The sequence below is a fragment of the Chryseobacterium lactis genome (assembly GCF_003815875.1).
Taxonomy (GTDB): Bacteria; Bacteroidota; Bacteroidia; order Flavobacteriales; family Weeksellaceae; genus Chryseobacterium; species Chryseobacterium lactis.
The window spans coordinates 4,662,126-4,682,499 of sequence record NZ_CP033924.1 but is presented as its reverse complement, the minus strand read 5'-3'; the positions used below and the strand labels follow the sequence as shown (position 1 = coordinate 4,682,499).

Annotated in this window: 24 protein-coding genes; 14 read left to right on the top strand and 10 right to left on the bottom strand. The window is 36.4% G+C overall.

The genetic code is table 11. The features are described 5' to 3' along the window. Positions 1 to 306 precede the first annotated feature (306 nt). The 4 genes from EG342_RS20935 to EG342_RS20920 all read left to right on the top strand — a co-directional run bounded on the left by EG342_RS20935 (position 307) and on the right by EG342_RS20920 (position 4,096). Entirely contained in the window at positions 307 to 765 is a 459-nt protein-coding gene (locus EG342_RS20935; RefSeq protein ID WP_103289472.1) for a hypothetical protein, read from the top strand. Positions 766 to 1,008: 243 nt separating this feature from the next. Then, the gene (locus tag EG342_RS20930) at positions 1,009 to 1,914 is read left to right on the top strand and encodes a helix-turn-helix domain-containing protein (protein WP_103289470.1); all 906 of its coding nucleotides are present in this window, start codon (positions 1,009 to 1,011) and stop codon (positions 1,912 to 1,914) included. An 87-nt stretch (positions 1,915 to 2,001) separates the two neighbouring features. Next, positions 2,002 to 3,003 carry an aldo/keto reductase gene (locus EG342_RS20925; RefSeq protein WP_103289468.1) on the top strand — a complete coding sequence of 334 codons (1,002 nt, stop codon included), beginning with the start codon at positions 2,002 to 2,004 and terminating at the stop codon, positions 3,001 to 3,003. A 100-nt stretch (positions 3,004 to 3,103) separates the two neighbouring features. Next, positions 3,104 to 4,096 (top strand): MBL fold metallo-hydrolase, encoded by a 993-nt coding sequence (locus tag EG342_RS20920; RefSeq protein WP_103289466.1) that lies wholly within the window; start codon positions 3,104 to 3,106, stop codon positions 4,094 to 4,096. A 137-nt stretch (positions 4,097 to 4,233) separates the two neighbouring features. Here the strand turns inward: EG342_RS20920 and EG342_RS20915 are convergent, their stop codons facing one another. From EG342_RS20915 to EG342_RS20875, 9 genes are all read right to left on the bottom strand, one after another. Beyond that, a complete protein-coding gene (locus tag EG342_RS20915; RefSeq protein WP_103289463.1) occupies positions 4,234 to 4,617 on the bottom strand; it encodes a DoxX family protein in 384 nt (127 codons plus the stop codon). A 32-nt stretch (positions 4,618 to 4,649) separates the two neighbouring features. After that, the gene (locus tag EG342_RS20910) at positions 4,650 to 5,429 is read right to left on the bottom strand and encodes a DUF1223 domain-containing protein (RefSeq protein ID WP_103289461.1); all 780 of its coding nucleotides are present in this window, start codon (positions 5,427 to 5,429) and stop codon (positions 4,650 to 4,652) included. Between the two features lie 191 nt (positions 5,430 to 5,620). Then, positions 5,621 to 6,382, bottom strand: coding sequence for a LytR/AlgR family response regulator transcription factor (locus EG342_RS20905; RefSeq protein ID WP_103289458.1), 762 nt, complete (start codon positions 6,380 to 6,382; stop codon positions 5,621 to 5,623). Next, entirely contained in the window at positions 6,363 to 7,379 is a 1,017-nt protein-coding gene (locus EG342_RS20900) for a sensor histidine kinase (protein WP_103289456.1), read from the bottom strand. The genes EG342_RS20905 and EG342_RS20900 overlap by 20 nt, the downstream gene beginning before the upstream one ends. Positions 7,380 to 7,553: 174 nt before the next feature. Next, the gene (locus EG342_RS20895) at positions 7,554 to 7,997 is read right to left on the bottom strand and encodes a hypothetical protein (RefSeq protein ID WP_103289453.1); all 444 of its coding nucleotides are present in this window, start codon (positions 7,995 to 7,997) and stop codon (positions 7,554 to 7,556) included. Then, the gene (locus EG342_RS20890; RefSeq protein WP_103289451.1) at positions 7,994 to 8,977 is read right to left on the bottom strand and encodes a heme-binding domain-containing protein; all 984 of its coding nucleotides are present in this window, start codon (positions 8,975 to 8,977) and stop codon (positions 7,994 to 7,996) included. Before EG342_RS20890 ends, EG342_RS20895 begins: the two co-directional genes overlap by 4 nt. A 286-nt stretch (positions 8,978 to 9,263) precedes the next feature. After that, entirely contained in the window at positions 9,264 to 11,483 is a 2,220-nt protein-coding gene (locus EG342_RS20885; RefSeq protein ID WP_103289447.1) for an NADP-dependent isocitrate dehydrogenase, read from the bottom strand. Between the two features lie 106 nt (positions 11,484 to 11,589). After that, positions 11,590 to 12,702 carry a cadherin repeat domain-containing protein gene (locus tag EG342_RS20880; RefSeq protein WP_103289444.1) on the bottom strand — a complete coding sequence of 371 codons (1,113 nt, stop codon included), beginning with the start codon at positions 12,700 to 12,702 and terminating at the stop codon, positions 11,590 to 11,592. Positions 12,703 to 12,715: 13 nt separating this feature from the next. After that, positions 12,716 to 13,156 carry a T9SS type A sorting domain-containing protein gene (locus EG342_RS20875; protein WP_164465212.1) on the bottom strand — a complete coding sequence of 147 codons (441 nt, stop codon included), beginning with the start codon at positions 13,154 to 13,156 and terminating at the stop codon, positions 12,716 to 12,718. Between the two features lie 175 nt (positions 13,157 to 13,331). Between EG342_RS20875 and tpx the strand changes: the two genes are divergently transcribed. From tpx to EG342_RS20850, 5 genes are all read left to right on the top strand, one after another. Then, entirely contained in the window at positions 13,332 to 13,835 is a 504-nt protein-coding gene (tpx, locus tag EG342_RS20870) for a thiol peroxidase (RefSeq protein ID WP_103289438.1), read from the top strand. Between the two features lie 85 nt (positions 13,836 to 13,920). After that, positions 13,921 to 14,493, top strand: a complete 573-nt coding sequence (locus EG342_RS20865) for a Crp/Fnr family transcriptional regulator (RefSeq protein WP_103289437.1) — start codon at positions 13,921 to 13,923, stop codon at positions 14,491 to 14,493. A 69-nt stretch (positions 14,494 to 14,562) separates the two neighbouring features. Beyond that, on the top strand, positions 14,563 to 15,252 hold the full coding sequence (locus tag EG342_RS20860; RefSeq protein ID WP_103289434.1) for an alpha/beta hydrolase: 690 nt from the start codon (positions 14,563 to 14,565) through the stop codon (positions 15,250 to 15,252). Between the two features lie 89 nt (positions 15,253 to 15,341). Next, positions 15,342 to 15,689: a VOC family protein gene (locus EG342_RS20855; RefSeq protein WP_103289432.1), complete on the top strand. Its 348-nt coding sequence runs from the start codon at positions 15,342 to 15,344 to the stop codon at positions 15,687 to 15,689. Further along, positions 15,686 to 16,108 carry a glyoxalase superfamily protein gene (locus tag EG342_RS20850; RefSeq protein ID WP_260232362.1) on the top strand — a complete coding sequence of 141 codons (423 nt, stop codon included), beginning with the start codon at positions 15,686 to 15,688 and terminating at the stop codon, positions 16,106 to 16,108. The genes EG342_RS20855 and EG342_RS20850 overlap by 4 nt, the downstream gene beginning before the upstream one ends. Before the next feature lie 14 nt (positions 16,109 to 16,122). Here the strand turns inward: EG342_RS20850 and EG342_RS20845 are convergent, their stop codons facing one another. Continuing rightward, positions 16,123 to 16,674: a hypothetical protein gene (locus EG342_RS20845; RefSeq protein ID WP_103289426.1), complete on the bottom strand. Its 552-nt coding sequence runs from the start codon at positions 16,672 to 16,674 to the stop codon at positions 16,123 to 16,125. A 141-nt stretch (positions 16,675 to 16,815) separates the two neighbouring features. Here EG342_RS20845 and EG342_RS20840 point away from each other — a divergent pair, with 141 nt between their 5' ends. The 5 genes from EG342_RS20840 to EG342_RS20820 all read left to right on the top strand — a co-directional run bounded on the left by EG342_RS20840 (position 16,816) and on the right by EG342_RS20820 (position 20,316). Beyond that, positions 16,816 to 18,018, top strand: a complete 1,203-nt coding sequence (locus tag EG342_RS20840; protein ID WP_103289424.1) for a DUF763 domain-containing protein — start codon at positions 16,816 to 16,818, stop codon at positions 18,016 to 18,018. 220 nt (positions 18,019 to 18,238) lie between these two features. After that, entirely contained in the window at positions 18,239 to 18,829 is a 591-nt protein-coding gene (locus EG342_RS20835) for a Crp/Fnr family transcriptional regulator (RefSeq protein WP_103289421.1), read from the top strand. A gap of 10 nt (positions 18,830 to 18,839) precedes the next feature. Then, complete coding sequence (locus tag EG342_RS20830) at positions 18,840 to 19,316, top strand: VOC family protein (protein ID WP_246008675.1); 477 nt, start codon at positions 18,840 to 18,842, stop codon at positions 19,314 to 19,316. Positions 19,317 to 19,431: 115 nt separating this feature from the next. After that, positions 19,432 to 19,842: a VOC family protein gene (locus tag EG342_RS20825; RefSeq protein ID WP_103289418.1), complete on the top strand. Its 411-nt coding sequence runs from the start codon at positions 19,432 to 19,434 to the stop codon at positions 19,840 to 19,842. Between the two features lie 12 nt (positions 19,843 to 19,854). Next, positions 19,855 to 20,316, top strand: a complete 462-nt coding sequence (locus EG342_RS20820) for a hypothetical protein (protein ID WP_103289415.1) — start codon at positions 19,855 to 19,857, stop codon at positions 20,314 to 20,316. Positions 20,317 to 20,374: the final 58 nt, after the last annotated feature.

Here is a 20,374-nt window from a genome sequence, read left to right as displayed (position 1 = left end):
ATTACGAATTTAAATAATATGAAATAATACTTTTCAGGAATCTTAACGAAATTTATAATTTGAAGATAGCTCATGTTCTTACTCTCCGGATTCTATTTAAGATTAAAAAGTGTTTAATGCATCAGATCGTCCATTGATAATAATTTTTAGCTTAATTAATATTTCTTTATTTCAGTTAAATAGAGAAAATATTTAAAAGATAATCAATGATTTAAGGTTTTATTTAACAAACATTGGGAAATACGATTCATTATTGGCACTCTAATTGTCCATTTGATGGTGTTTAATTTTTAAAAGTGGAGTGAAATGAAAAAGTTATTATTAACCGCATTTTTGATTGGCACATTCAGTATGAGTTACGCTCAATCAAATTATTATAATGATTATCAAAGAAGTATTACAGATATTAACTGGCAGAGTGTAGTCGCAGATTTACTGCTTTCTACAACACAAGCTAATCAAATTAATAACTTAAACAGCAGATATCGTGATTATAATACCTGGAACAAAGTATACGTCGTAGAGCCTGGAAGATGGAGAAACGATCGATACTCAGAGTTGGAAAGAATTCTCGGAAGAGAAAAATATGCACAATTCAAAAAAAGATATTACAGAGGACAAAATCCTGTTATCGTTTATAACGTAAGCAAAAACGATTACAAGAAATACCGTAAGCAACAGGATAAGTATTATAAAAACCAGGAAAAATATTATAAAAAACAAAATAAACACCGTGGTCATGGGCACGACGGTGATTGGGATTAGACCATTATCAACTATATATACTCAATTTTTAAGTGGCTGGCAGTTTTTGCCGGTAATTTTTGTTATAATAGATGAATGATGAATGATGAATGATGAATGATGAATGATGAATGATTTTTTTGCTAAGCATCTTATTAATGAGGACGGGCTTCTTTCCAGGTCCCGAGCTTTTTAATTCTTTTGTTACTTTAATTAAAAACAATTTTTATAAATTAATTTGTTTGAATTTTATAACTTTGATAGATGGAATCCAATCAATCATTACAAAGTTTTTACGATCGTAACGGATCCAGTCTTGGGCCACCATGCCTTGATCCGGGTAAGATGGGACATTTCAACGTGTTTTCACGTGAATATTGCTCGCCACTGACTCCTTACAGCAGGAGAGATTATTATAAAATTTCACTTATCATAGGAAAAGGAAAGCTTCACTACGCTGATAAGTGGATTTATGTGGATCGCCCTGCATTGTTGTTTTCGAATCCGATTATTCCTTATTCGTGGGAGGCGGAAGATGATGATCAGAAAGGTTGGTTCTGCCTTTTTACAGAACAGTTTTTACAGAATGGAAGCCGTTTGGGAAACCTTCAGGATTCTCCGCTTTTTAAGATTGGAGGAACTCCGGTTTTCTTTGTAGAGGAAGAGCAACAACGAATACTTGCTGATATTTACAACAAAATGATGCTGGAGATTGAGTCGGATTACGTTCATAAATATGATATGCTCAGAGCATACCTCTATTTGATGATTCATGAAACCATCAAAATGCATCCGGCGGAAAGTTTTGAACCTTATCAGAATGCTTCCCAAAGAGTTGCCTCTCTGTTTATGGAGCTGCTGGAAAGACAATTTCCTATAGACAGCCCTGAAGCTTTTCTGAAACTAAAGACTCCGAATGATTATGCCAGGAACCTTTCCATTCATGTCAACTCTTTAAACCGTTCGGTGAAAGAAATTACCGGGAAGACCACGAGTCAGCAGATTACCGCCAGAATTATTCAGGAAGCCGGTGCCTTACTGAAACATACGGATTGGAATATTGCAGAAATCGCCTATGGACTGGGATTTGAAGAACCGGCTTATTTTACCAACTATTTTAAAAAACAAACCGGAATCGCTCCCAATACTCTGCGAACGAACCCTGTTTGAATTTTATAATTCTTAGTTTGAATTCTATATCGTTGGCGAGTCTTTGATGTTATAATTTTGTCCTATAAATTAAAATCAACAACCATCATGAAATTTAAAAAATTAGGAAATACTGGTGAGCAGTTATCTGCTATCGGTTTAGGATGTATGGGAATGAGCTTTGCTTATGGCCCTGCAGACGAACAGGAAAGTATCAATACTTTACACAAAGCATTAGATTTAGGTGTTAACTTCTGGGATACAGCCGATATGTATGCCAATGGAGAGAATGAAAAACTGATCTCTAAAGTTTTGGTTCCAAACAGAGATAAAATATTTATTGCTACAAAATTCGGTTTCAGATTTGAAAATGGCAAAGCCAGTCACAGTGGCGCGCCCGGAACTTATTTTGACGGTTCGCCGGAATGGATAAAACAAGCCGTAGATCAGAGTCTTCAACGATTGAAGATAGATACCATTGACTTGTATTATGCCCATAGAGTAGACCCGAATATACCGGTTGAAGAAACAGTAGGAGCGATGGCTGAACTGGTAAAAGCAGGAAAAGTAAAATATATCGGTCTGTCTGAGGCTTCAGCAGAATCCATCAGAAGAGCAAATAAAATTCATCCGATTTCAGCTTTACAATCAGAATATTCAATCCTTACTAAAGATATTGAAAAAGAAATTTTACCAACCATCAGAGAACTTGGAATTTCATTAGTTCCTTATTCTCCATTGGCAAGAGGCCTTTTTGCGAACATTACGGAAGTACAGAATTTGGGTGATGATGATTTCAGAAAATCTCTTCCGCGCTATCAGCAGGAGTATCTGGATAATAATACAAAATTAGCCAAAGAAATTAATGAGTTTGCAGCTTCTAAAGGAGTGAAAGGAACCCAGCTGGCTCTTGCCTGGGTGCTGAATCAAGGTGATGATGTGATTCCAATTCCGGGAACCAAACGAATCAAGTACCTGGAAGAGAATATTGCAGCTGTCAATATTGACCTTTCTCAATCGGATTTGGATACTATTGATTCAATTCTTAAGAAATACCCTAATGTAGGAGAAAGATACAATGAGGGTTCAATGAAATTAGTAAACAATTAAAATGGATACAAAGAACTGAGCTCCTGAATAAAAGGATGCTCAGTTTCTTATAAACTGAACTTTTAAAACTTGACCAAACGATAACATCACAAACTAAAATATGAACAGAAGAGAACTATTAAAAAACGGATTATTAGCAGGAACATTAAGCCTGGTTCCGTTTTCCAATGTATGGGCAGAAACGAAAATAATTCCGGAAAAAACGGAAGATGATTTATCAGGTTTTAAAAAAATTAAATTGGGCGAATTGGAATTATTTATCCTTACAGACGGATATATCCATGAAACCGGTCTTGATTCATTTTCTCCAAGAGGAAATGTCTCGCAAATGAAGGAGATTCTTAAAGATAACTTCCGACCTGATGATTATATCGACATGGCAGTGAATATCCTTTTGGTGAAAACCAAAAATAAGCTGATTTTATTCGATGTCGGAATGGGAATTTTTGCAGACGAAAGAACGGGATTTTTGTTAAAAAGCCTTCAAAAAGCTGGGTTTTCGACAAAAGATATCACGGACGTCTTTATTTCTCACGCCCATCCCGATCACATCGGTGGAATTGTGGATAAGCAGAATAATCTTGTGTTTCCTAATGCAAACATTTTCATTTCAAAAATAGAATATGATTTCTGGATGAAGGCGACACTGAAAGATTTTAGCAATAGTGGCTTAAAAGCAAAACCGGAAATGCTTAATCAGATTATTCCGGCACTTCAGAATATATTGAAAGCCATTCAGCCTAAAATGAAATTCTATGATATGAATACAACGTTGTATGATTATTTTAATTTTCAGCTGGCTCCTGGACATACTCCGGGTTTAACCGTAACTACCATCACTTCCGGGAATGAAAAATTAATGTATATCTGCGATTTGATTCATTCTGATGTCATTCTTTTTCCGCACCCTGACTGGGGTTTTTCCGGTGATACAGACCTTGATATTGCTACCGCTTCAAGGAAAAAGCTTCTTCAGCAGTTAGCCGATACGAAAACCAGAGCATTTGCCTCTCACCTTCCATGGCCGGGATTAGGATTTACTAAGAAAAAAACTCCCGCATTTGAATGGATTCCGGAAGCTTTTATGAATTAAATTGTAATAATTAAAGAACAGATAAGTATCTGAAATATCAATAAGAGCGGACTAAAGTCCGCTTTTCTTATAAACAATAATTCCACTTGCTTTAATATTATCCTTGTCAAGGTTTTAACTTTGACAAGCATAATTTCTCAAAAAATCAATTCGTGGCTATACAATTTTCTAAACAGTACATACGTCAGCAAAAGAACGGAAAATGCAATAACAGCATCAATTGTAGCCGCAAGACCAAGAACTGAAATTTTTGAAAAGAAGGCGAAAATGATGTCAAAAAACATTCCGGCAAATACCCATTCTTTCAATCTTAATAATCTGTTAGGGAGAAGCAGGACCAGAATACCTGCTATTTTAAAGACGCCCAGAATGTAAATAAAATGAGGAGGATAACCTAGTTGTTGAGTAATATCCCATACCACCGGATTTTTTGTAAGTTCAAAGAAGCCACTAGCTCCAAACCATAGTGACATAAAAATTACGCCTGACCAATAGAGGATTTTTGTTGTTTTTGTTTTCATTGTTGTAGTATTTAAGTTTTGAATTAAAAAAATTAGTTGAATGCAGTTTTTGCAGACCCGAAAATTTGTCCGGTTTTCGGATTTTGAATGAAGGCAACGATTTCCCACTGAGAAGGTGAAAAACCATCCGGAAGTGTAAAGGTGGTAACCCCTTCATGCTGTTTATATAATGAAATAGACTTCTGTTGATGAACAATTTGCCAGTGTTGCAAATGTCGACCTTCATTTTCGCCCTTGCCTACTTGGGTAGAAGATTGTTTTTCAACGAGATTGACAAGGAGTACATTTTTTGCATCTGTGGAAATTGTGGAATATTGCACGGTAGCCTGATTTTGAAAAGCTTTTGCGTTCAGATCTATTTTCGTATTTTTTGAATGCAACAGTTCTTTGTCAATCGTTGTTGTGATGGCGTTGCTGTCAGAACCTACAAATTCTGTTTTTCCATTGACAATCAATTGTGGGGTATAAACCTGTGAACCTAATGTACGGCTGTACTGTTGTTGTCGCTGCGAATTTTCAGCAGTGCTGAATCTGTCTTTCCATCCAAGTCGATTCCAGTAATCAACATGATAGGAGAGGATGTAAACCGGTTCATTCTGGTACTCTTTTTCAATTTTTCCCATCAGATCATCTGCGGGCGGACAGCTGGAGCAGCCTTCAGAAGTAAAAAGCTCCAATACGGCAAAACCATTGTTTTCAGAAACCGGATGATGTTGTGCTTTTTGTTGCTTATCTTCTTTTTGAATAAATGCAGAAGCCGCAAACATTAGGGTAGTGAAAGTGCCAACAGTGATTAAATTTTTTAGTATCATATCTTTTAATTTGATTCAAAAGTAGATACTCTGCACACTCAAAAGAATAGAAAAAGGGTTCAACTGGACAAATGAAAGGTTCAACCCTGAAAATATAAGCCGTAAGAATGTTAAGTTGAAAGTTGATCAATCATCAATCATCAATCATCAATCATCAATCATCAATCATCAATCATCAATCATCATTACTGCTATCTCTCTTCCAACCATGAAAAAAAGCTATGAGTTTTTTCTTTATTAATAAGCAGTTTCTCAGGAGTTTCAATAGTGAGCTTTACAAGAATTTTGCGTTGAAAATAATGTTCCATTTCTTTAATGGCTTTAAAGTTCACAAGATATTGTCGGTTGACTCTGAAAAACTGTTTATCCGAAACCTGTTCTGCCACCTGCCCTAAAGGTTGAGATAACTGAAACTGTTCTTTGGCAAATGTTACTAAATGAGTAATTTCATTGTGAATATAGAAATAAGCAATGTTTTCAGTTGGAATCGTGGTGTACTTTTGATTTTTAAAAACAAGAAAGTTAGATTTTCCTTCAGGTTGATTGATTTTTTGTAAAAGAGATTCCAGGTCAGGAAGTTCATTTTTCCGGAAGAATTTTTTAAGTGCATTCACTTTTTTTAAGGCTTCGGCGATATCTTCCCGGGAAAAAGGTTTCAGGACATAATCTACTCCTTTGCTTTTAAAGGCATCCAACATATACTGATCAAAAGCAGTACAAAATACCACCGGGCAGGTAATTTCTACAGCTTTAAAAATTTCAAAAGAAAGCCCGTCCGAAAGTTGAATATCCATAAAAATAAGATCGGGTTGTATATCTTTGGATAAAGCATCGATGCTGGCTTCAACACTGTCATAGACTCCCAATATATGAGAGTCCGGTTGTAAATCTGAGATTAAATTCCGAAGAGCCTTTGCCGCTCGGAATTCGTCTTCAATAATGATGATATTCATGGATTAATGGTAGTTTTATCTGAAAGATTTTTTCGTCTGAGTGAATAGTAATATCCTGTTCCAATAAATGCTTATAGCGCATTTTAATGTTGTCAAGTCCCACTCCTAAGGAATCTTCAACAGCCATTTTGCGTTGGATAGGATTTTCAATAATGATAGTATTGGAAACATCATATATTTTAATATGCAAGGGCTTGCTTTGTGAAACAATATTGTGTTTAATACAGTTTTCAACCAGGAGCTGAAGAGTAAAAGGAGGAATAAGAGTGGAGTAGGTTTTCTTATCAAGCTCAGTTGTGAAGGTAATTCCGTCACCAAAACGTGCTTTTTGGAGGAAAAGATAAGAATCTACAATCTTCATTTCTTCCTGAATACTGATCAGATCTAATTTCCTGCTTTCAAGCGTAAACCGATAAAAATCAGAAAGTTTTACAACGAAATCAACCGTTTCTGTGTCATGAGTTTCCGCCATTAATTTTAAGGTATTGAGGCTGTTGAACAGGAAATGAGGATTGATTTGTTGTTTTAATAATTCATATTGCGCTCCGAGATTGTCGCTTTTTACTTTTTCCAGTTCAAGCTGTACCTGTTGGCCTGTGTAATTGTTTTGTAATAAAGTTAAAAACATATAACACACCAGATTGATCAAAATCCCTCTCACTTCCACCATCAGCATAACCGGACCAAAGTTGATATGTGATAGAATTAATTGTTGAATCCATGCCAGTCCAAACATGATTACCATCCCAAAAGCAAGGATGATCAGTAGTTTTGAATAAGAAATATGCTGATTACGCTTCCCTGCTGTTTTATTCAACATATAAATATTGATATACCACATGATCACGGAAAACGCTGCTGTTAATACAGAATTTACAATAGCTTCTTTCCAGTTGAATTCGTGGGAGGCAAGTTGAGGTACTGAAGATAAAATCCCAAGGAAAATAGAACTTACCCAAATGACAGCCTGCGAAATTTTTATTTTTTGCTGTTGCATCAAAACTATAGATTTGAAGAAGTTAAATTAATGTTTTTATTGAAATAATGAAGAATATATTATGATAAATAGAAAATAATTAATTGTTGTGTTAATCAGTTTCTGACTCTAAAAGAGATTGATCATTTAAACTAATCATCTATCCCGGAAAAGGAACCTTTCGGTTCCCTTTGGCTATGGCCTGTTGACAGGACGGTAGCTCATAAAATACTGAACGCGTTCTTCTTTTTTGTATTGCTGATGGTTTTTATCCTGATTATCTTTAGCATCATAAGAAATATTTCCATTGCCATCAACCTGAATGGTTTCCACACGTAAAAGCTCTCCGGTAATTGTCCCTCCAATATATTGAGGGTTGTCATGATAACGCCAGGTTACCAGCTTCATAACTGCCCCGACTTCAGGTTGAACAGCTTCCTTTGATAGAGATTTCAATGCTTGTTCATTTCCATATAAAGCGCTCATCGTTTCTTTCTTCGGATTCAGGGAAGTAGAAATGAATTTTAGGTTTCCGGGATCAAATACAACTCTCATGAGTCTATTGTCATTACTATTTTCTTTGGTGCAGGATACCAGCGAGATAAAACCTGCAAGCAGGATCAATATGGTATTTTTCATTTTTTCTGAAGGTTTTGAATTAATCTTTGGGTATTTACTTTCATGGGAACATCAAACAGATATCCTGTTTTTTCTGCTAATTGTCTGTGGCAGGCAATACATGATTCTTTAGCGAATGACGCGGATTTTCCGGTCGGATGGAGATCATTTCCTGAAAACTTGGCAAATCCCCAACCTTCAGTATCAGTATATTTTTTTGAATCTTTTACCATAAACTGGGCATTCACAAAGGCTCCAGGCCTTATTTCCCCGTCAGGAAATTCCTGTTGCTTCCACACCGATTTTACCACGATACTGCCATCCGGCCATGGATGAAAATTTTCTGCTTCAACAGCCTTTACTGCAATATCATTTCCATATATAACCCTGATTGAATGATCGAAAAGCGTACTCATACTGATGACTTTCCAGTTTTTAAAATCATCTGTGTATTTTACACCATTAGGAGAAACAGGGAATTTTGAATGTGAGACTGCAGGTAACGTTGCAATAGCTTCAGCAATTGGATTTTTAGGTTTTGCTGATTGTGGAGCACTTGCCAACGATAGCGTATACTTTTTTATAGCTGCCACATCTTTAGCTGTTATTTTAGCAGACGGATGCAGAATAGTGTATTCATGAAGTGGCATTTTTCCACTTTGCATCATATTCAGAATAGCATACATTTTCCCCTGATGTTCGGCCGGTGAAAGCTTTTCCCATTCCGAAAAATTGAGAACTTCTCTTGCTCTTTTTACATCTTTGTTCACAGCCCAGGAAATAGGAGCAATCTGATCATACCAACTTAAATTCTGCTGATTGGAATGGCAATTAAAACATGAGTTTTCCAGAATAGAAATGACTTCCCTCGGAGCTTCTATTTTTCCGGTAACACGTTTTCCTTCTAAAGGCGGGTTAAAAAGCTGTAGTCCTCCGAAGATTCCCAAAATTGCCAGAAAAGCTATGGCGATGAGGCTTCTTTTTTTCTTTACAGTATCCATAATGAGTATTGTTTTTTTCTGGCTCAAAAGTAGATCGTATCGAAGTCGGATGAAATGTAAAAAAAGGTAAACCGGACAAATCGTAGGGTAAATCAGGAATTTTATCCGCTGAAAATTCAGGATAAAAAGGAAAATGTTGCCGTTATTATGTAAAGGAAGTGCTCAATTCCCCTCCTTTGGAGGGGTGTCAAAAATTCAAAGAATTTTTGACAGGGTGGTTAAAGATTTCTACCAAACAAAAAAGCCCCTTAAAAAGGAGCTTTTTGTAGTATTTCAAAACCGGAACTTAGATTCCGTCAATAATTTCATTTAATACAGTACTTGGTCTCATTGCCTGATACGTTTTGTAAGTATCTGTTTTGTAGTAACCGTCAATGTTTTGAGGCTTACCTTGAGCACCAATTAATTCAGCGTTAATCACCTCTTCATTTTCCTTCAATGCCTGAGCAATCGGAGCAAAGTTAGCCGCTAATTCAGAGTCAACAGTTTGGTTACCCAACGCTTCCGCCCAATACATTGCCAAATAGAAGTGAGAACCTCTGTTGTCGATTTGTCCTACTTTTCTTGCAGGAGACTTATCAGTAGCAAGGAATTTAGCATTAGCCTCATCCAGCGCATCAGCTAATACCTGAGATTTTGTATTCCCCTGTGTTTGTGCTAAATGCTCTAAAGAAGCTTGAAGGGCAAGGAATTCACCTAGAGAATCCCATCTTAAATAACCTTCTTCAAGGAATTGCTCAACGTGTTTTGGAGCAGAACCTCCGGCACCTGTTTCAAATAAACCACCACCATTCATCAATGGAACGATAGAAAGCATTTTTGCAGAAGTTCCTAATTCAAGAATTGGGAAAAGGTCTGTTAAGTAATCTCTCAATACATTTCCTGAAACAGAGATGGTGTCTTTACCTTCTCTTGCTCTTTTAAGAGTTTCAGTCATGGCATCTTTCACATCAAGGATTCTGATGTCAAGACCTGTTGTATCGTGATCAGCAAGATATTTTTCTACTTTTTTGATGATTTCTCTGTCGTGAGCTCTTCCTTTGTCTAACCAGAAGATGGCAGGAGTATCAGATAATCTTGATCTGTTTACCGCTAGTTTTACCCAGTCCTGGATCGGAGCATCTTTAGTCTGACACATTCTGAAGATATCATCTTTTTCTACTTTTTGAGAAAGAAGAACATTTCCAGCCTCATCCTGAACTTCTACAGTTCCGTCAGCAGACAATTGGAAAGTTTTATCATGAGATCCGTATTCTTCAGCTTTCTGAGCCATTAATCCAACATTTGGAACAGATCCCATCGTCGTTGGGTCCAATTTTCCATGGGCTTTCATATCATCGATAACAGATTGATAGAAACCGGCATAAGAACGGTCAGGAATGATACAAACCGTATCTTCTTCATTTCCTTCTTTGTTCCACATTTTACCTCCGCCTCTTACAAGAGCAGCCATAGATGCGTCAACAATAATATCTGAAGGAACGTGGAAGTTGGTAATTCCTTTGTCAGAATTTACCATTGCCACCCTTGGTCCGGCAGCAAGTGCTTTTTCAATATCAGCCTTAATATCAGCTTCCTGAGCATTTCCTTTGATTTTTTCAAATAGATCAGCAAGACCGTTATTTGGGTTGATATCTAAAGATTTGAAAGTCTCAGCATATTTAGTAAATACCTCTTTGAAGAATGTTTCTACGATAGCCCCGAAAATAATAGGGTCGGAGATTTTCATCATCGTAGCTTTAAGGTGAGCAGAAAGAAGTACATTTCTTGTCTTAGCTTCCTCAATAGCTTCCTGAACAAATGCTTTCAATGCATTTAAATTCATTACAGAAGAATCGATTACCTCACCAGCCTGAAGACCCGCGAAATCTTTTAATAAAGTTTCGGATCCGTCATTTCCTTTAAATACGATCTTGTATTTTGTAGCATTTTCAAGAGTTGTAGAGTTTTCTGTACCATAGAAATCACCGTTATTCATGTGAGCTACATCAGTTTTGCTGTCAGATGCCCAGTTACCCATTCTGTGAGGGTTTGCTTTTGCATAGTTTTTAACAGCTTTTGGAGCACGTCTGTCAGAATTTCCTTCTCTTAATACAGGGTTTACAGCACTTCCTAAAACTTTAGCATATTTAGCTTTAATTGCTTTTTCATCATCATTTTTAGGCTCTGCAGGATAATTTGGAATGGCAAAACCTTTAGCTTGTAATTCAGCGATGGCTGCATCCAATTGAGGTACAGAAGCTGAAATGTTTGGTAATTTGATAATATTAGCGTCAGGTTGAGTAGCCAGTTGTCCCAGTTCAGATAAAGCATCACCAATTTTTTGATCATCTTTTAAGAATTCAGGAAAGTTTGCTAAGATTCTTCCTGCCAAAGAAATATCCGGTACTGCAATCTCAATATTTGCTGATTTAGTAAAAGCTTTTACGATAGGTAAAAATGAGTGAGTCGCCAACATTGGAGCTTCATCAGTAAGAGTGTAATAGATTTTTGATTTGTCTGACATTATACTGTTGTTTTTTATTTGAAATTTTAAGTGCCACAAATTTACTAAATATCATTGTTTTATTTGAGATATTTCCATAAAAAAAGAGGCTGCTGCCTCTTTAAATTTATATTTGGGTAATAGTATAGGTTCCATTCCCGTTAAAGCTCATGTCAAATTCAACTTTAAAGTTTTTAGGGGCAGATGTTAAATTGGGAATGATGATTGATGCTCCGTCAATATCCAGGCTTCCGTCATTGAGATTATCGCCAAAAGTTTCACCATATCCTGAAGTAGATGAAATATTGATTTTAAATCCTGTAAAATTGGATGAAGATGCTCCGCTTATGGTGGCTGAAAATTTCTGAGTTGATTGATTATAAGATACGGAAGAAATTGTTACCGCAGAATTATAACTATCCGCATTAATTACCGGAACAGTGTTGGTTAGTACAACACCTACGGAAGAACCGTAATTTGTCAAAGCAATTTTGTAAAATCCATTAGAAGTAGCATTGAAACTGGTCCCGTTAACGGCTAAACTTCCATAGCTGTTAGCTCCATAGGTCTGTGCAGATGCTGCCGGTGCCGCTATAAACTTTATCTGGGTATTGGCAGGTAAATACTTATAGCCGATTTTATTATTACCATTGGCATTTCTTAGTAATTCGGCAGAAGTTGCATTGAAGCTGTTATAGGAACCATACATATATAAATCTGCAGGAAATGCAGCATTAGAACCAGACGTTACCGGCAAATTCAGGCTCCCTGAATTATCAACGGTTAACGTATAGTTGGTTCCGTTGGGTGAAACAAGGGTAATTCCCTGTCCGGCACCTGTTACTACTGTTTTTGCCACCTGAGCATAAGGGACACTCATCAGCTGATTGACGCCTACATTCGTATAATTGGAACCGCCCTGAGGATCTAATTCAATTTTCACAAATTTTGTGTTGGCTCCCCAGTTAATAGCTCCGAAATTTCCTGTTGAAGGTGTTCCCTGTCCGATATTAAGGTTCACCAGACCTTTCGAATTGGTCGTTTTATTATGAGTTTCTGTGTACAAAACAGTTCCTGTTGCAGTGTTTTCCAGAATGCTGATTTTTAAAGATACATTTCCATTCGAAACAGGAGCTCCGGCAGCATTAAACGCAATAGTCTGATAAGTAAAAGCTTGTGGAACCTGTGCGCTGAGCAAAGCGGCAACAAATAATCCTATAGTAGTGTAAAGTTTTTTCATGTATAAATAGTTTTTAAGGTTTTTTAATGATTTTAACAGGTTTGATATCAGAATTTTTGAAGGAGATTACATAGATTCCCTGTAAAAGATGTCTCAGATCAAGCTTCCCTGATTCTAATTTGGCTTGTAATACCAATTTCCCCGAGAGATCATAAACCTCTGCTTCCTCAATTTTTGATCTTGAATTCAGAGTGATATAAATGTAGTCGGTGGTTGGGTTGGGATAAATTTTAACCTGTTCTTTTTCTATTTCAGAAACGCCCAGAACCTGTAAACCGGTTTGGTAAAGCATTCCCATTGTGCCTGAATTAGCCTGGTCCGGCTGATCTGGAATAACATAGATTTCTCCCACCGAATGGCTGAGGTTGTCTGCAGAAACTGCTCCGGAATTGATATTTCCAATCACAGATTGGGCAAAACCAAAAACAGGCACCGCGAACAAGAGAAGACTCATTTTTTGTCGCATGGATATTAATTTTTAGGACAGCGAATATAGAAAAAAAATCTTTTGAAAAACTGATTATCAGACAAAAGCATGTTTTTTTTACTTTAAGAATTATTTAACCTTTATTTAAGCGGAAAAACTTTGCATTTTAAGTAAATTTGAAAAACTTATAAAAAATAACATTATGTCAACGACAATCACTTTAAAAGGAAACGAAGTACACACTATAGGAGCATTACCATCAGTAGGAAGCACAATTAAAGATTTTGCTTTGGTAGATTCCGGTTTAAATGTAAAAACTCTTGAAAACTTTGAAGGAAAGAAAAAAGTATTCAATATCTTTCCAAGTATTGATACACCAACTTGTGCAGCTTCAAGCAGAAAATTCAATGAGGAAGCTTCAAAATTGGACAATGCGGTAGTAATTAACGTTTCAAAAGATCTTCCGTTTGCATTGGGTAGATTCTGTGCTGCAGAAGGATTGAACAATGTAGAAACGTTATCAGACTTCAGAAGCAGTTTCGGTGATGATTATGAAGTAACGATTACTGATTCTCCATTGAAAGGATTACTAAGCCGTGCGGTAATTGTTACAGATGAAAACAATCAGGTAGTTTATACCGAGCAGGTTTCAGAAATTGCTGACGAACCTAATTATGATGCAGCACTTGCCGCTCTGAATAAATAGAAAAAAATAATTTTTGTAAAAAAGCCTTGTAAAAGTAAATTTTTGCAAGGCTTTTTTTATTTTTATGGAACACAAATAAAAAATTATGTCAGATAACTACAAAAAGTACGGAGAACTATTTCAGGTTGATCCGGAACATTTTGATGAATTCTACGCTTTACTTAAAGATACTGAACTGCTGAAATCTGATTTTTTTATAAAACAGGGCGAAAAGTGCAAGTATCTTGGATTTATTAAAAAAGGAACCATCCGATGTTTCTATATCAATGATCAGGGTCGTGAAATTAACTTCGGATTTTACTTTGAAAATGAATTTTTTACCGATTATGAAAGTATACTTTGTGATACCGTATCCAATATGAACATCCAGGCTCTTGAAAACTGCGAGATTTTATTGTTGAGTAAAGACCATCTTCAGGCTTTATATAAAAAAGAAGCCTACTGGCAAAAATTTGGTAGGATGATGAGTGAGAAAATCTATCTGGATGCAAAGAAAAGAATCGACGATCTCTTGTGTTTTTCTCCCGAAAACAGATACCTGAATCTTTTAAAAAAAGAACCCTTACTTTTTCAGAAAATAGCTCAGAAACATATTGCAAGCTATCTTGGCGTGACGGAACAATCGCTGAGCAGAATACGAGGCCGCATTATTAATTAACTTAAGTTAACGTCCGTCCGTCTTACTAATTGTAGCTTTATGATCATCAAATTCTAATACTTAATTATTATGGAACAAAAAGATCTGACCATTATTTTGGTACACGGAGCATGGGGCGATGGCTCGCACTGGCAATATGTTATTCCTTCTCTTGTAAAAGCGGGATATAAAGTAAGAAGCGTTCAAAATCCTTTGACTTCATTACAGGATGATATTAATAAAACAAAAGATCTCATCGATGCTCAGGATGGAAAAGTTCTTTTGGTTGGGCATTCTTACGGAGGTGCTGTAATCTCGGGTGCAGGAAATCATGATAAAGTAGCAGGACTCATTTATATTGCTGCTTTTGCTCCTGATGCCGGGGACAGTTTGGGGGCGCTTTTAGGAAGAAGAGAGTCTCCCGGAGGAGCCAGTATCTATCCGGATAGCAAAGGTTTCCTTTGGATTAAATACGACGAATTTCAATCTGCTTTTTGCCAGGATCTGGATGATGAAAAAGCCTTAGTAATGGCTCTGTCGCAAAAACCGATTCATGGTCAGTGCTTTGGAGATGAAGCTGGCGAGCCGGCATGGAAAACAAAGCCAAGTTGGTATCAGATTTCATCGAATGACCACATGATTCCGGCAGAAACAGAAAAAGAAATGGCAGAGCGACTTCAGCCGAAGAAAATAATTACTCTGGATGCAGGACACGCTTCATTAGCCTCACATCCGAAAGAAGTTACAGAGCTGATTTTGGAAGCGGCAGCTTCACTTTAGCATTATAAATAATAAGAAAAACTGATCAGGCCTTGTGAAAATTTATGTAATTTCACAGGGCTTTTTTTATTTTTAAAATATAATTTAAAATGGTAAAAAGAATCATAGTTAATATAAAAACAAATGACCTTTTTAAAGCCGATCGTTTTTATCAGGAGATTTTAGGACTTGACCTATTAATGGATCATGGCTGGATTAAAACTCTTGGAAGTGATGAAGAAGCTAAAGTTCAGATCAGCTTTGCTGAGCAGGGTGGAAACGACACCGAAGTCCCGGATCTCTCCATTGAGGTTGATGCCGTGGATGAAATATACCATAAAATGAAAGAAGCCGGGTTTAAAATAATCTATGAAATTACTGATGAAGACTGGGGTGTTCGCAGATTCTTTGTTCAGGATCCTTTTGGAAAACTTATTAATATTCTTTCTCACCAATAAAACCATTTTCTGATATGAAAGCAGAACAAGTTATCCCCGTTCTTCGGATTTTTGATTATCAAAAAACGATAGAGTTTTACATCGATTGGCTAGGCTTTGAAATTGCCTGGGAGCATCATTTTGATGAAAATACACCTGTTTACATGGAAGTGAAAAAGGATAATATTGTTCTTCATCTGAGTGAACATCATGGAGATGCAAGCCCCGGAAGCAGTGTTTTTATCTGGGGAGAAGGAATTGCAGAGTATCATAAGGAACTTATTGATAAAAACTACAAATACAACCGCCCCGGCCTGGAAAAAGCCTTTTATGATGCGATATCTTTCACGGTGAATGATCCGTTTGGAAATAAAATTATTTTCAATGAAAAATTTGATGCGCAGAAACATGGTGCGTTAAAACTTCACTCTGACGAATAAGGTACCGGTAGAAATTAATTTTTGAACTTCCATTCTCCGTTCTTTTTTTCCAACATTAACCCAAACGTATTGAATAGATAGTTTTTGGGAGATTCTACCTGAATATAAGCCCTATTTCCACTTCTGTCAAAAAGAACCCTGTGAAACTTAAAATTTCCAAGATAATTGCTGTCTTTTACAGGAGAGTTTATTCTTTTTTTTGCTTTAATAGGTTTGATTTTATTAAAATCTATGAGAACAGATTGATTTGATCTGTTTTTGCCTTCATCAAAAATATCATAGCGGCGTAGCGACTCTCTGATATCTGTAGGCAAGTCTGGAGAGTATAAGGTGTCTGATATAGTGTACGTATACTGACGATCTTTGTTCTTTGCATCTGAAAATTTGAGAGCGTCATCAAGACTTATCTTTTGTTCATCTGCAATTTTTGATAATTCTTCAATATCTGTTTGTACAAAAACACATCTGTTGATTGTTAAGTTCAGTATTTCATACTCATCTTTATCCAATGAATTACAGGAAAAAAGACAGAAAGAAAGGAGGATAATAGAAATTATATTTTTCATGTATTTAAAAACTGGTTACTGTTTTAGCATACAAAAATCGAAAAAAAATAGTTATTTACTGATTTTTCAGGATAATTTAAAATTGATTCAAATCATTAATGCTTTAAAATTTTAAAACTAACTTTGCTTTTTACATCAGAAATGAAACGTTCAGGAACAGCAGATTTACCACTTCACTATGGCAAGGTACCACCTTGGCTGTATGAGCGCATGTCTGTACTTGGACTTTCCATTATCGAAGTGATTCTGATGGATTATGGTAAAGACGAAGTTCTTCGCCGCCTGGCAGATCCTTTCTGGTTCCAGAGTTTTGGAGCCGTTATGGGAATGGACTGGCATTCGTCTGGGATTACCACTTCCGTTATGGGCGCTTTGAAACGTTCCATCAATCCCAATTCACAATCTCTGGGAATCTATATTTGTGGAGGGAAAGGGAAATTTTCAAGAGAAACACCTTCAGAATTAATCCGGATTGCAGATAAAACAGGCCTGAACGGAACAGAACTGGTGAGAGCCAGTAAACTATCTGCCAAAGTGGATAATACTGCTATTCAGGACGGATATCAATTGTATCTGCATAATTTCGTATTATCAGATAACGGAAACTGGAGCGTCATTCAGCAGGGAATGCACGAATCTGATGGAACAGCAAGGCGTTACCACTGGCATTCTGAAAATATAAAATCGTTTATCGAAGAACCTCATACCGGAATCAATGGGATTTCAAGAGGAGAAATTCTAAATCTTACCGCTTCAGAAGCTTCAGAAAACCGTAAAGGGATTTTAGATATTTCTCATACCGATTCCGTTAACGTAATGAGTGATTTTTCAAGATTGATTCTTCCTGCACATCATGATGTACGCACTTCTGATGTAGATTTGAAACGTCTGGGTGCTCTTTTATACATCACCCGGGAGCAGCAGCCTCAAAATTTTGAAGATTTGCTGATGCTGGAAGGTGTTGGGCCGAGAACAATGCAGTCTTTAGCTTTAGTTAGTGAGGTTATTCACGGAGCGCCATCAAGATTTAAAGATCCTGCAAGATTTTCTTTTGCTCACGGAGGTAAAGACGGTCATCCTTTTCCGGTGCCTACAAAAACGTATGACGAAAGCATTGATATCCTGAGAAAAGGAATAGAAAAATCAAAACTTGGAAATTCTGACAAACTGAAATCTTTGAATAAACTTCACCAAATTATAACCACCGCAGAAAAAGATTTTACCCCTGATTTTGATATTCAGGAAGTGATTGAAGAAGAAAGGCAAAACTCGTGGCAGTTTGGAGGTAAAGCGGTTTTCGGGGATGCTCAGAAACCAAAGCCGATTCAGTTATCATTGTTTTAAAGCTGGTAAGAGTAACACTACAACTATATTTTCGGATTGTAATAATAAATGCTTTACGATTAATATTTTTTTTGGTGTTTAAATTAATATTATTCACTGAATAGTTTGATTTCAGTAAGATGTGTGCGTTTTTTTAAGGTTAATTGATGATTTGTTTAATATTTTTTATTCATAATTCAATTAAAAATTCTATTTTTAAAATCTTAAAAAAATTGACCTGATGACTAATAAATCCCTGGAAATATGCTACGATTTTCCGTTTTTTCTTCAAGAAGAACTTGACGAAATATTTCAGGCTCATGAGAAAACATCATTTCAGAAAGGAGATTTTATCCTGGAAGAAGGCAAAACAGCCAATGAATACTATATTTTAGATAGTGGCCTTGCCCGTTCTTTTGTCAATGATTTTAACGGAAACGAAGTAACCACTCACTTTTTTGTAGAAAATGAAGTAATCATCGAAGTTCTTTCCATGTTTCAAAGAATACCGTCTCAGGAAAACATCGTTTGTATTACAGATTGTGAATGCTGGAAACTTGATTATGATACATTCCAGGAATTATTTCATAAAATCCCCAACCTTAGAGAATGGGGAAGATCATGGATGTCTAAAGAGCTTTTCGATTATAAACAAAGATCTGTGGAGATGTTTACCCTTTCCGCGACAAGAAGATACCTCAATCTGCTGGAACAAAAATCCAAAGTTGTACAATTTGCCCCTTTGAAGCAGATCGCTTCCTATCTGGGTGTTACAGATACATCTCTAAGCCGCATCCGTAAGGAAATTGTGTCTCATCCCAAGAAAAATTAAATCTTGCCTTATGGCAAGTAGACTTTCATTCAACCTTGGTAATTTTGGTTTAAAGTTTAACACTAAAAATTACAAAATGAAAGCCAATCAAATCTATGTAAACCTTCCCGTAAAAGATGTGCAGAAAACAAAAGAATTCTGGACTAAGCTAGGGTTTTCCATCAATGAACAATTTTCAGATGACAAAGCAGCATGCGTTGTGATGAAAGAAGACAGTATCTATGTCATGTTTCTTGTAGAAGAATATTTCAGGACTTTTATCGACAGGCCTGTTGCTCCGGCTAATACGACTCAGGTTCTTGTTGCTATTGGCCTGAACAGCCGCGAAGAAGTTGATCATGTAGTAAATACTGCCTTGCAAAATGGTGCGTCACAACATGAAGAGCCTGAAGATTACGGATGGATGTATCAAAACTCTTTCTGGGATATCAACGGGCATGGCTGGAATATAACGTTTGCCGATCCTTCTCAAATGCCGGCACAATAAATCTTAAATCTTCATCATTTGCCATCCGGAGAAAATTAAATCTTGCCGTATGACAAGTGAAATTTCCTCTGTTACTGGTAATTTTGAGTAACAGTTTAACACCAAAAATTACAAAATGAAAATTAACCAGATTTACGTCAATTTACCTGTAAAGGACGTACAAAAGACCAGATCATTCTGGACGAAGCTCGGCTTCTCTATCAATGAACAATTCTCAAATGATAAAGCAATATGTGTAATCATGGAAGAAGATCATATCTACACCATGTTTTTGAAAGAAGAATTTTTCCAGACTTTTACCAACAGACCTTTTGCTAAAGGTGATACTACCCAGGTTCTTCTTGCTATAGGGGTTAGCAGCCGTGATGAAGTAGATCGAATGGTAAAAACGGCCATCGAAAACGGAGGATCAAAATACAGTGAACCAAACGATCAGGGATGGATGTATCAAAGTGCTTTTGCAGATATCGACGGACATCAGTGGGAAATAATGTATGGAGATCTTTCTCAACTGCCATCAGAATAAATAACTCATCACATGGAAACAAAATCAGAAACAATAGAATTTGCCAAAATTCAGGTATTCAGTAACGGTAAAGTCATCTCTTTAAATATAGAAGGAATCACCCATGAAGAATCAATGATTTTCCCCAATGGTGAAGCCAATTGTATGAATTGGATCTTTGGACATTTAATTTATATCAGAAATGCTTTCCTGAACATTCTGGGTGAAGAATCTGTTTGGGACATGGGGGAATTTTCCTTTTACAACCGGGGTGAAATTGCATTGGAACACAAAGATGAATTGATAAACTTTGAAGAATTAAAAACCTATTTCAATCAATCTCAGGATAAACTGGAAGCAAAACTGAATAATATTGATTATTTCAAACCTGAAAGCATCAACGATATTTCTATACTCTGCCTGCATGAAATCTACCATAGCGGACAACTGGGATATCTTCGCAGAATTTTAGGAAAACCGGGAGTTATAAAGTAATCTGCGTGATGAAGAGTTGAAAACTTAGAGATGCAAAGGTTTTACAATATCTTTTTTA

Excerpts from the sequence above, each read along its gene's own strand:
- EG342_RS20935 (WP_103289472.1), top strand. The coding sequence starts at position 307 with ATGAAAAAGTTATTATTAACCGCATTTTTGATTGGCACATTCAGTATG.
- EG342_RS20930 (WP_103289470.1), top strand. The coding sequence starts at position 1,009 with ATGGAATCCAATCAATCATTACAAAGTTTTTACGATCGTAACGGATCC.
- EG342_RS20925 (WP_103289468.1), top strand. The coding sequence starts at position 2,002 with ATGAAATTTAAAAAATTAGGAAATACTGGTGAGCAGTTATCTGCTATC.
- EG342_RS20920 (WP_103289466.1), top strand. The coding sequence starts at position 3,104 with ATGAACAGAAGAGAACTATTAAAAAACGGATTATTAGCAGGAACATTA.
- EG342_RS20915 (WP_103289463.1), bottom strand. The coding sequence starts at position 4,617 with ATGAAAACAAAAACAACAAAAATCCTCTATTGGTCAGGCGTAATTTTT.
- EG342_RS20910 (WP_103289461.1), bottom strand. The coding sequence starts at position 5,429 with ATGATACTAAAAAATTTAATCACTGTTGGCACTTTCACTACCCTAATG.
- EG342_RS20905 (WP_103289458.1), bottom strand. The coding sequence starts at position 6,382 with ATGAATATCATCATTATTGAAGACGAATTCCGAGCGGCAAAGGCTCTT.
- EG342_RS20900 (WP_103289456.1), bottom strand. The coding sequence starts at position 7,379 with ATGCAACAGCAAAAAATAAAAATTTCGCAGGCTGTCATTTGGGTAAGT.
- EG342_RS20895 (WP_103289453.1), bottom strand. The coding sequence starts at position 7,997 with ATGAAAAATACCATATTGATCCTGCTTGCAGGTTTTATCTCGCTGGTA.
- EG342_RS20890 (WP_103289451.1), bottom strand. The coding sequence starts at position 8,977 with ATGGATACTGTAAAGAAAAAAAGAAGCCTCATCGCCATAGCTTTTCTG.
- EG342_RS20885 (WP_103289447.1), bottom strand. The coding sequence starts at position 11,483 with ATGTCAGACAAATCAAAAATCTATTACACTCTTACTGATGAAGCTCCA.
- EG342_RS20880 (WP_103289444.1), bottom strand. The coding sequence starts at position 12,702 with ATGAAAAAACTTTACACTACTATAGGATTATTTGTTGCCGCTTTGCTC.
- EG342_RS20875 (WP_164465212.1), bottom strand. The coding sequence starts at position 13,156 with ATGAGTCTTCTCTTGTTCGCGGTGCCTGTTTTTGGTTTTGCCCAATCT.
- tpx (WP_103289438.1), top strand. The coding sequence starts at position 13,332 with ATGTCAACGACAATCACTTTAAAAGGAAACGAAGTACACACTATAGGA.
- EG342_RS20865 (WP_103289437.1), top strand. The coding sequence starts at position 13,921 with ATGTCAGATAACTACAAAAAGTACGGAGAACTATTTCAGGTTGATCCG.
- EG342_RS20860 (WP_103289434.1), top strand. The coding sequence starts at position 14,563 with ATGGAACAAAAAGATCTGACCATTATTTTGGTACACGGAGCATGGGGC.
- EG342_RS20855 (WP_103289432.1), top strand. The coding sequence starts at position 15,342 with ATGGTAAAAAGAATCATAGTTAATATAAAAACAAATGACCTTTTTAAA.
- EG342_RS20845 (WP_103289426.1), bottom strand. The coding sequence starts at position 16,674 with ATGAAAAATATAATTTCTATTATCCTCCTTTCTTTCTGTCTTTTTTCC.
- EG342_RS20840 (WP_103289424.1), top strand. The coding sequence starts at position 16,816 with ATGAAACGTTCAGGAACAGCAGATTTACCACTTCACTATGGCAAGGTA.
- EG342_RS20835 (WP_103289421.1), top strand. The coding sequence starts at position 18,239 with ATGACTAATAAATCCCTGGAAATATGCTACGATTTTCCGTTTTTTCTT.
- EG342_RS20830 (WP_246008675.1), top strand. The coding sequence starts at position 18,840 with ATGGCAAGTAGACTTTCATTCAACCTTGGTAATTTTGGTTTAAAGTTT.
- EG342_RS20825 (WP_103289418.1), top strand. The coding sequence starts at position 19,432 with ATGAAAATTAACCAGATTTACGTCAATTTACCTGTAAAGGACGTACAA.
- EG342_RS20820 (WP_103289415.1), top strand. The coding sequence starts at position 19,855 with ATGGAAACAAAATCAGAAACAATAGAATTTGCCAAAATTCAGGTATTC.